General features: G+C 67.8%; 8 protein-coding genes and 1 tRNA gene. 5 read left to right on the top strand and 4 right to left on the bottom strand.

The genetic code is table 11. The features are described 5' to 3' along the window. Positions 1-59 precede the first annotated feature (59 nt). On the bottom strand, positions 60-2,009 hold the full coding sequence (locus tag HMPREF3115_RS16630; RefSeq protein ID WP_053296982.1) for an ATP-binding cassette domain-containing protein: 1,950 nt from the start codon (positions 2,007-2,009) through the stop codon (positions 60-62). 139 nt (positions 2,010-2,148) lie between these two features. Next, on the bottom strand, positions 2,149-2,553 hold the full coding sequence (locus tag HMPREF3115_RS16625) for a DUF4399 domain-containing protein (RefSeq protein WP_006405653.1): 405 nt from the start codon (positions 2,551-2,553) through the stop codon (positions 2,149-2,151). Between the two features lie 199 nt (positions 2,554-2,752). On the opposite strand from HMPREF3115_RS16625, the gene HMPREF3115_RS16620 reads away from it, so the two are divergent. The 3 genes from HMPREF3115_RS16620 to HMPREF3115_RS30945 all read left to right on the top strand — a co-directional run bounded on the left by HMPREF3115_RS16620 (position 2,753) and on the right by HMPREF3115_RS30945 (position 3,741). Further along, complete coding sequence (locus HMPREF3115_RS16620; protein ID WP_006398668.1) at positions 2,753-2,935, top strand: rubredoxin; 183 nt, start codon at positions 2,753-2,755, stop codon at positions 2,933-2,935. A 148-nt stretch (positions 2,936-3,083) separates the two neighbouring features. Next, positions 3,084-3,158: transfer RNA gene (locus HMPREF3115_RS16615), tRNA-Arg, on the top strand. Positions 3,159-3,495: 337 nt separating this feature from the next. Then, entirely contained in the window at positions 3,496-3,741 is a 246-nt protein-coding gene (locus tag HMPREF3115_RS30945; RefSeq protein WP_125902553.1) for a hypothetical protein, read from the top strand. Between the two features lie 22 nt (positions 3,742-3,763). On the opposite strand, the gene HMPREF3115_RS16610 is transcribed toward HMPREF3115_RS30945, so the two are convergent. Continuing rightward, positions 3,764-4,534, bottom strand: a complete 771-nt coding sequence (locus HMPREF3115_RS16610) for an SDR family NAD(P)-dependent oxidoreductase (RefSeq protein ID WP_070555221.1) — start codon at positions 4,532-4,534, stop codon at positions 3,764-3,766. A 159-nt stretch (positions 4,535-4,693) separates the two neighbouring features. On the opposite strand from HMPREF3115_RS16610, the gene HMPREF3115_RS16605 reads away from it, so the two are divergent. Continuing rightward, positions 4,694-6,730: a protein-L-isoaspartate(D-aspartate) O-methyltransferase gene (locus HMPREF3115_RS16605; protein WP_070555218.1), complete on the top strand. Its 2,037-nt coding sequence runs from the start codon at positions 4,694-4,696 to the stop codon at positions 6,728-6,730. 125 nt (positions 6,731-6,855) lie between these two features. On the opposite strand, the gene HMPREF3115_RS16600 is transcribed toward HMPREF3115_RS16605, so the two are convergent. After that, the gene (locus tag HMPREF3115_RS16600) at positions 6,856-7,596 is read right to left on the bottom strand and encodes an SDR family NAD(P)-dependent oxidoreductase (RefSeq protein ID WP_070555216.1); all 741 of its coding nucleotides are present in this window, start codon (positions 7,594-7,596) and stop codon (positions 6,856-6,858) included. Between the two features lie 115 nt (positions 7,597-7,711). Between HMPREF3115_RS16600 and HMPREF3115_RS16595 the strand changes: the two genes are divergently transcribed. Beyond that, on the top strand, positions 7,712-8,317 hold a 606-nt coding region (locus tag HMPREF3115_RS16595), incomplete at its 3' end, for a TetR/AcrR family transcriptional regulator (RefSeq protein ID WP_070555213.1).

Raw genomic sequence — 8,317 nt, 5'->3', positions numbered from 1 at the left:
CGTGGCGCCGGCACGCCGGCCGCGCGCGCGAGCCGCAGGCTGCCGACGCGCGCCGCGCGTCATACCGGCTTGCGTTTCGCTTCGAGCGTTTCCCAGCGTTCGAGCGCCGCGAGCAGTTCGTCGTCGATCGCCGCGAACCGCTCGGTGAGGCGCGCGCCTTCCTGCGGGTCCTTCGCGAAGATCGAACCGTCCTCGAGCTGCGCGCCGATCGTCTTTTGCTCGGCCTCGAGTGCGGCGATCTTCTCCGGCAGCGCATCGAGTTCGCGCTGCTCGTTGAACGACAGCTTCACCGTGCGCTGTGCGTTGCGGCCCGCCGCGCTTTTCGCCGGCTCGTCCTTGACCGGCGCCGCTTCCTTGACCGCGCGCTTCGCGGCTTCCTGCTGCGCGAGCTGCCCGGCGCGCTCGCTCTGGATCTGCCAGTCGGTGAAGCCGCCGACGTACTCGCGCCACTTGCCGTCGCCTTCGGATGCGATCACCGACGTCACGACGTTGTCGAGAAACGCGCGATCGTGGCTGACGAGCAGCACGGTGCCGTCGTAATCCGTCAGCAGTTCTTCGAGCAGTTCGAGCGTCGGGATGTCGAGGTCGTTGGTCGGTTCGTCGAGCACCAGCACGTTGGCCGGACGCGCGAACAGGCGCGCGAGCAGCAGGCGGTTGCGCTCGCCGCCCGACAGCGACTTGACCGGCGAACGCGCGCGCTCCGGCGCGAACAGGAAGTCGCCGAGATAGCTCATCACGTGCTTGCGCACGCCGCCGATCTCGACCCACTCGCTGCCGGGGCTGATCGTATCCGCGAGGCTCTTTTCCTGATCGAGCTGCGCGCGCATCTGGTCGAAATACGCGACCTGCAGGTTCGTGCCCGTGCGCACCGTGCCTTCGTCCGGCTTCAGTTCGCCGAGGATCAGCTTGAGCAGCGTGGTTTTCCCCGCACCGTTGGGGCCGACGAAGCCGATCTTGTCGCCGCGCATCACCGTTGCCGTGAAGCGGTCGACGATCGTGCGGCCGCCGTAGCGCTTCGTCACGTCGGTCAGTTCCGCGACGATCTTGCCGGACTTCTCGCCCTGCGCGACGTCGAGCTTCACGTTGCCCTGCGCGTTGCGGCGCTCCGCACGCTCGCGGCGCATCTGCTCGAGCCGCGCGATGCGGCCGACGCTGCGCGTGCGACGCGCCTCGACGCCCTTGCGGATCCACACTTCTTCCTGCGCGAGCAGCTTGTCGAATTTCTCGTTCTCGACGCGCTCCACTTCGAGCTGCTGCGCCTTGCGCGTCTGGTACGCGGAGAAATTGCCCGGATACGACAGCAAGCGGCCGCGATCGAGTTCGACGATGCGCGTTGCGACGCGATCGAGGAACGCGCGATCGTGCGTAATGAACAGCAGGCCCGCGCGCTGCGCGACGAGCAGTTCTTCGAGCCAACGGATACCGTCGAAGTCGAGGTGGTTCGTCGGTTCGTCGAGCAGCAGCACGTCCGGCTGCAGCACCAGCGCACGCGCGAGCGCGACGCGCTTCTGCATGCCGCCCGACAGCGCGTCGACGCGCGCGTCGCCGTCCTGCAGCCCGATCTGCGCGAGCGTCATCGACACGCGCGTGCGCCAGTTCCACGCGTCGTGCGCATCGAGCGACGACTGCAGCGCGTTCATCCGCGCGAGCAGCGCATCGTGCTCGGCGCCTTCCGGCGTCTCGGCGAGGCGATGCGCGATCGCGTCGTATTCGTCGAGCAGTTCGCGCGTGTGCGTGAGCCCCGACGCGACCGCGTCGAACACCGTCGCACCGGGCTCGAACTCGGGCTCCTGCGGCACGTAGACCGTCACGAGTTCCTGCTGCCGCGTGACGAGGCCGTCGTCGGGCTTCGCGAGCCCCGCGACGATCTTCAGCAGCGACGATTTGCCCGCGCCGTTGCGGCCGATCAGACCGACGCGCTCGCCGGCTTCCAGCGAGAAATCCGCGTGATCGAGCAACGCGACGTGACCGAACGCGAGTTGCGCGCCGGTAATGGAATAAAGCGACATGGGGAAACGGCGAAGAGAAATCGGAAGCGCCCATTGTACCGGTGGCGCGCGTCGCCGACCGTATGGCCGGATGGACGAGTGCCGCGGCGGAGCACGCCGCGGCGAAGCGGCGCGCATCGCGCGCGCCGCGCAATGGCGGTTACTTCACGTTGACGGTGATCGTCGAGCTCAATTCGGGACCGTACGACCTGTGTGCGCCGTCGCCGAGCTGGAGTGTGAGCGTGTGCTGGCCGGGCGGCAGCGTGACGTCGGTTTCGGTCTGCGCCTTGCCGAAATGCAGCGAATGTTCGGTGGCGGGGATCACGTCGCCCTTCGGCACCGGCTTGCCGTCGATCAGCAGATGGTGATGGCCGGTGTCCGGCGTCATGTCGCCGGCCGGCTTCAGCGCCATTCCTTCGAGGCCGAACTTGACGTGCACGGGGTTCGACACCGTCGCGCCGTCCTTCGGCTCGACGAAGAACACGCGCGCTTCGGCGCGCGCGAGCGTCGATACGGCGAATGCCGCGACGCATACCGCACCCGCGATCCACTTTTTGTTGAGCATCGTTGACTCCTTTCAGATTGACAGGCTCACGAAGCATACACTGCGCGGCGATCGCTGGCGACGAGGCGCGCTGTTCGCGATGCGTACGTTTAACACGACGTTGGCGCAGAGATCGGCGAAATTCCGGTACCATTGCGCCTTTCGTCCGGCGGCCGCGCCGCGGACGGCATCACACGGACTTTCATCTTTCGAGCGCGTTATGAGCGAAGTAACCGAATACCAGAGCTGGGTCTGCCTGATTTGCGGGTGGGTCTACAACGAAGCGGAAGGGCTGCCGGACGAGGGCATCGCGCCCGGCACGCGTTTCGCGGACATTCCCGCCGACTGGCGCTGCCCGCTGTGCGACGTGGGCAAGGAAGATTTCGTCGTCGTCGACTTCTGATCTTCCGATCTTCTGATTGCGACGGCCGCTTGACCCGCGCATCGGCGCGCATTCCGTCCGCCGATGCGTCGCGCGTTTGCTATACTCTGCGCGCTGTCCACACCGCCGTCCGGCTCGCGCGCTCGCGCGATGTCTGCCGGACATGGCTCTCCCCGTAGTTCAATGGATAGAACAAGCGCCTCCTAAGCGCTAGATACAGGTTCGATTCCTGTCGGGGGGACCAGCCGAGCTTCCAAACCCTCCCCGAGACCTTCCTGCTTTAACCCCGAACACACGTCTACCGCCCATCGCTATGTGACGTTGCCCGGAGCAACCCGAAAGTGTTGGCGCTATCCGTCGGTTTCAGCCGATACCGATAACGGCCGGCGGCCGCAAATTGCATCGGCCCGGTTCGAGATCGCAGCTTCGTTGCCCCACGGAGGTGCTCAAACCCGCAGGTCGCAATCCCAGCCTTCCAGGCACAGTCAGTGCTCGCCCGCATCCACCGCGGCGCCGCCTCACCACGACGAGGCAGAAATGACGCGCCACATGACCGCACCTGCCCTGGAAGGAGAACCCCAATGACCGCCCGCACCCCCACCCCCGCCGGCCCATCCGACCCGGCCAACCAAACCCCACCGGCCCACAGCGACGAAGTCAGCACCGACCGCAAAGGCAACGTGCATCAAAAGGGCCACGGCAGCATGGACGAAACGATGATCCCGCAGAAGCCGGAGCCCGACAAAGGCCCCTACGAGCCGCCGCCGGGACACCTCGACAACCCGAAAGACGTCGAGCCGCCCAGCGGCGGCGACCTGTCCGCGTGACGCCAGCCGGTCGCACGCCGCGCTACGCGCCGCCCCACTGCATCGTGAGCCCGCCGTCGATGATCCACGTCTGCCCCGTCACGTAGTCGCCGTCGTCGGACGCGAGAAACAGCGCCACACGCGCGATCTCTTCCGGTTGCCCGGGCCGATGCCACGGAATCACCGACATCGATGCATCGCGCTGCTGCGGGTCGTTGAGGCGATCGCGCGTCATCGGCGTGTCGATCAGGCCCGGCGCGATGTTGTTCACGTTGATCCGGTCCTCGGCTACTTCGCGCGACAAACTGCGCGCAAGCGAGCCGAGCCCCGCCTTCGCCATCCCGTACGGCGCGCTTTCCGGCGTCGGCAGATGCTGCGCGACCGACGAAATGTTCACGATCCGCCCGCCGCCGCCCAAGGCGCGACGCTGCCGGACGAACGCGCGGCAACAGTACAACGGCCCGAGCAGATCGGTCCGCAGCACGGTATCGATCTGCGCATCTTCGAGATCGGCGACGGCCGCGCCCGGCGCACCGACGCCCGCGTTGTTGACCAACACCTCCAGTCCGCCGAGCGTATTCATCGCTTCCGCGAAGAACGCGTCGACCGACCGCGGGTCGCCCACATCGCCCTGGATCGCGCACGCGCGCCGGCCCACTGCCTGAATGCGCCGCACCGTTTCCTGAGCGCCGTCATGGTCCGTGTGGTAGACGATCGCGACGTCCGCGCCTTCCTGCGCGAACAGCGTCGCGATCGCCTGGCCGATTCCGGAGTCCGCGCCCGTGACGAGCGCGCGAATGCCTTGCAGTTTCATGTACCTGTCCCTCCTGGCAAGTCGAGTTGCGGTCAACGCGCCGCGGCACCATCGAGCGCAGCGCGCACCATGCGCGACATCAGCCGGCGCATGCGCCGTTCCTTCCCGCGGCACGCACGATGCTGCGCGACTCGACACTCACGACAGCGATCGAACACCATGAACCCATTCGACGAAGCACGCGAGCAGATGGTGGAACGGCAAATCGCAGCGCGCGGCGTGCGCGATCCGCACGTACTCGACGCGATGCGCACCGTCGCTCGCCATCGGTTCGTTCCCGCGGAACTCGTGGAATTCGCATACAGCGACACGCCGCTTCCGCTTGCCGACGACCAGACGATCTCGCAACCGATCGTCGTCGCACGCATGCTGGAAGCCGCGACGCTCTCGCCGACCGATCGCGTGCTCGATGTCGGCACCGGTTCCGGATATGCGGCGGCGGTCGCATCGCGCATCGTCGCGCACGTCGACAGCATCGAGCGGCATGCGTCGCTCGCCGCGTCCGCACAGCGCACGCTCGCGGAGAACGGCTTCGCCAACGTCGATGTCCATCACGCGGACGGCACGCTGGGCTGGCCGGCGCATGCCCCGTTCGATGCGATCGTCGCGGCCGCAGGCGGGCCCGACGTGCCACGCGCATGGCGCGAGCAACTCGCGATCGGCGGGCGCATCGTGATGCCGATCGGCGACGAGCGCGACGCGCAGCGGCTCGTGCGGATCACGCGCACCGGCGCGACGCAGTTCGAGCACGAAGATCTCGGCGCGGTACGCTTCGTGCCGCTGATCGGGGAACAGGGCTGGCCCGAGCAAGATCCCGTCCGCGACGACGACACCGCGCAAGCCGCGCAAGCCGCGCACGACGTACAGCACGACGCGCAGGCCCGATACGTCGCAGCGCCGCCGACACCGCTCGCGCGCACGATCGCACGCACGGCGCGGCCGCTGCCCGAGCCGGAGGATCCGGCGTTCGCGGATGCGTTCGATCATCTCGCCGACAAGCGCATCGTGCTGCTCGGCGAATGCAGTCACGGCACGTCGGAGTTCTATCGGGCGCGCGCAGCAATCACGCGGCGGCTCGTCGAGCGGCACGGCTTCAACATCGTCGCGGTCGAAGCGGACTGGCCGGACGCGGCAATCGTGCATCGTTACGTGATGCTCGACGAGCGGCGCGACGCCGATCCGCCGTTCCAGCGCTTTCCGACATGGATGTGGCGCAACGAGGAATTCGCCGCGTTCGTCGAATGGCTGCGCGCGCACAACGGCCGCACGCGACGCGATGCGCGCTGCGGCTTTCATGGTCTGGACATGTACAGCCTATCCGCGTCGGTCGAGGCCGTGCTCGACTATCTCGATCGCTCGGACCCGAACGCGGCGCGCATCGCGCGCGAGCGCTACGGCTGCCTGACACCGTGGCAGAAGGATCCGCTCGTGTACGGGCGCGCCGCGATGTCATCCGAATTCGAGAATTGCGAGGACGCCGTGATCGCGCAGCTGCAGGACATGCTGCGCGGGCGCATCGCGCGCGCAGGCGACGACGACCTGCATTTCGACGCGACGCAGAACGCGCGGCTCGTCGCCTCGGCCGAGCGCTACTACCGGACGATGTACCGCAGCGCCGCCCAAAGCTGGAACCTGCGCGACACGCACATGTTCGAGACGCTCGAAAACCTGCTCGCGGCGAAGGGCGACGGCGGCCGCGCGGTGGTGTGGGCGCACAACTCGCATATCGGCAACGCGGCCGCGACCGAAATGGGCGACATCCGAGACGAGCTCAACGTCGGGCAGTTGTGCCGTGAGCGCTTCGGCGACGACGCCGCGCTGATCGGTTTCGGCACGCATGCGGGCACGGTCGCCGCAGCGACCGACTGGGGCGGCCCGCTCGAAGTCATGCGCGTTCTTCCGTCGCGCGACGACAGCTACGAGCATGCGTTTCACGAGTCGGGGCTGCCGCGCTGTTTCGCCGATCTGTCGGCCGACGGCGATCGCGCGCTCGTCGAATCGCTGCTCGAGCCGCGGCTCGAGCGCTTCATCGGCGTGATCTACCGCCCCGATTCGGAGCGGCACAGTCACTACGCCGAAGCGCGGCTGTCCGGGCAGTTCGACGGCTATGTATGGTTCGACAACACGCACGCGATCACGCCGCTGTCGACGCGCGCGACCGAGCGTTCGGTCGATCTGTATCCGTTCGGCGTGTGACGGCGTCGGTAAAACGCGATTGTAGAAAAGCACCGATTCGGCACGGAGAACGCCACTCGCACGCAATCCGTCGCCGCCGCCGTCGCACATGATCTGCCCGGCCCGCACGGAGCCGGGCAGCGGGCTCACGCGTTCGCGCCGCCGTCGATCGTCAGCCCGGTCCCGTTGATCGACCGCCCTTCCGGCCCGACGACGAACGCGACCAGCGCCGCGACGTCGTCCGCCTTGCCGTAGCGCGGAATCGCCATGCGCGCGAGCTGCGCATCGGCGTGCTCGCCGTCGGCCGGGTTCATGTCGGTATCGGTCGAGCCCGGATGCACGATGTTGGCCGTGATCCCGCGCGGGCCGAGATCGCGCGCGAGACCCTGCGTCCAGCCGATCAGCGCGGCCTTGCTTGCCGCATAGAGGCTCATCCCCGCATCGGGCACGCGCGTCGCGAGGCAGCTGCCGGTCGACACGATGCTGCCGCCTTCGCGGAGATGGCGCGCCGCCGCCTGCGACGCGACGATCACCGCGCGCACGTTGACGTTCAGCGTCGCGTCGATGTCGTCGAGCGTGAGCGCGTCGAGCGAGCCCGCGCGGAAGATGCCCGCGTTGTTCACGAGGATGTCGAGACCGCCGAGCGTGTCGGCCGCACGATCGACGGCCGCGCGGACGGCAGCCGGATCGGCGCTGTCGGCCTGGATCGCGACGGCGCGCCGCCCGAGCGTCTCGATCTCGGCGACGACGGCCTGCGCCCGCTCCGCCGATTTTTCGTACGTAATCGCGACGTCCGCGCCGTCCGCCGCGAGCCGTTTCGCGATGGCGGCGCCGATGCCGCGGCTGCCGCCGGTAACGAGTGCACGCTTGCCTTGAAGCCGGTTCATGAAAGCTCCTTTCACAATTTATGTAACGGTCGACACAGAATGTGGCAAGTTGCGCGGCGCTGTCAATTGAATTATTTTATCGATCGATACAGAAATTGACGATGGAGCATATGCCATGGCCGAACGGGGCCGACCGAGAAGCTTCGACAAGGACGCCGCGCTGGAACGCGCGATGCAGGTGTTCTGGCGCCTCGGCTACGAAGGCGCGTCGATGGCCGACCTGACGTCCGCGATGGGGATTGCGTCGCCGAGCCTGTATGCGGCGTTCGGCAGCAAGGAAGCGCTGTTCCGGCAGGCGCTCGAGCACTACCGCGAGACGGAGGGGCGCGAGATCTGGGACGGCGTCGAACGGGCCGACACGGCCTACGACGCGATACGGAACTATCTGATGCAGACCGCGCGCGTGTTCACACGGCGCTCGAAGCCGGCCGGCTGCCTGATCGTGCTGTCGGCCCTGCATCCGGCCGAGCGGTCGGACACGGTGCGACAGACGCTGATCGAGATGCGCGAGCAGACGGTCGAGGCGTTGCGCGCGCGTCTGCGCGAAGCGGCGGCGGCCGGCGAGATCGCCGCGCAAGCGAATGTGGATGCGATCGCGCGTTACTACGTGACGGTTCAGCAGGGCATGTCGATCCAGGCGCGCGACGGCGCGAGCCGCCGCGATCTGGAAGCGGTCGCGCACGCCGCGCTGGCCGCATGGCCGGCGCTGACGGGCACGGGC

Source organism: Burkholderia sp. HMSC10F09, from assembly GCF_001806955.1.
Taxonomy (GTDB): Bacteria; Pseudomonadota; Gammaproteobacteria; order Burkholderiales; family Burkholderiaceae; genus Burkholderia; species Burkholderia multivorans.
The sequence above is the reverse complement of the archived record's forward strand: the minus strand, read 5'-3'. Positions and strand labels throughout refer to the sequence as shown.

Bases quoted from the DNA above. Each gene is read 5' to 3' on its own strand.
- HMPREF3115_RS16630 (WP_053296982.1), bottom strand. From the start codon at position 2,009: ATGTCGCTTTATTCCATTACCGGCGCGCAACTCGCGTTCGGTCACGTC.
- HMPREF3115_RS16605 (WP_070555218.1), top strand. From the start codon at position 4,694: ATGAACCCATTCGACGAAGCACGCGAGCAGATGGTGGAACGGCAAATC.
- HMPREF3115_RS16625 (WP_006405653.1), bottom strand. From the start codon at position 2,553: ATGCTCAACAAAAAGTGGATCGCGGGTGCGGTATGCGTCGCGGCATTC.
- HMPREF3115_RS16620 (WP_006398668.1), top strand. From the start codon at position 2,753: ATGAGCGAAGTAACCGAATACCAGAGCTGGGTCTGCCTGATTTGCGGG.
- HMPREF3115_RS16610 (WP_070555221.1), bottom strand. From the start codon at position 4,534: ATGAAACTGCAAGGCATTCGCGCGCTCGTCACGGGCGCGGACTCCGGA.
- HMPREF3115_RS30945 (WP_125902553.1), top strand. From the start codon at position 3,496: ATGACCGCCCGCACCCCCACCCCCGCCGGCCCATCCGACCCGGCCAAC.
- HMPREF3115_RS16600 (WP_070555216.1), bottom strand. From the start codon at position 7,596: ATGAACCGGCTTCAAGGCAAGCGTGCACTCGTTACCGGCGGCAGCCGC.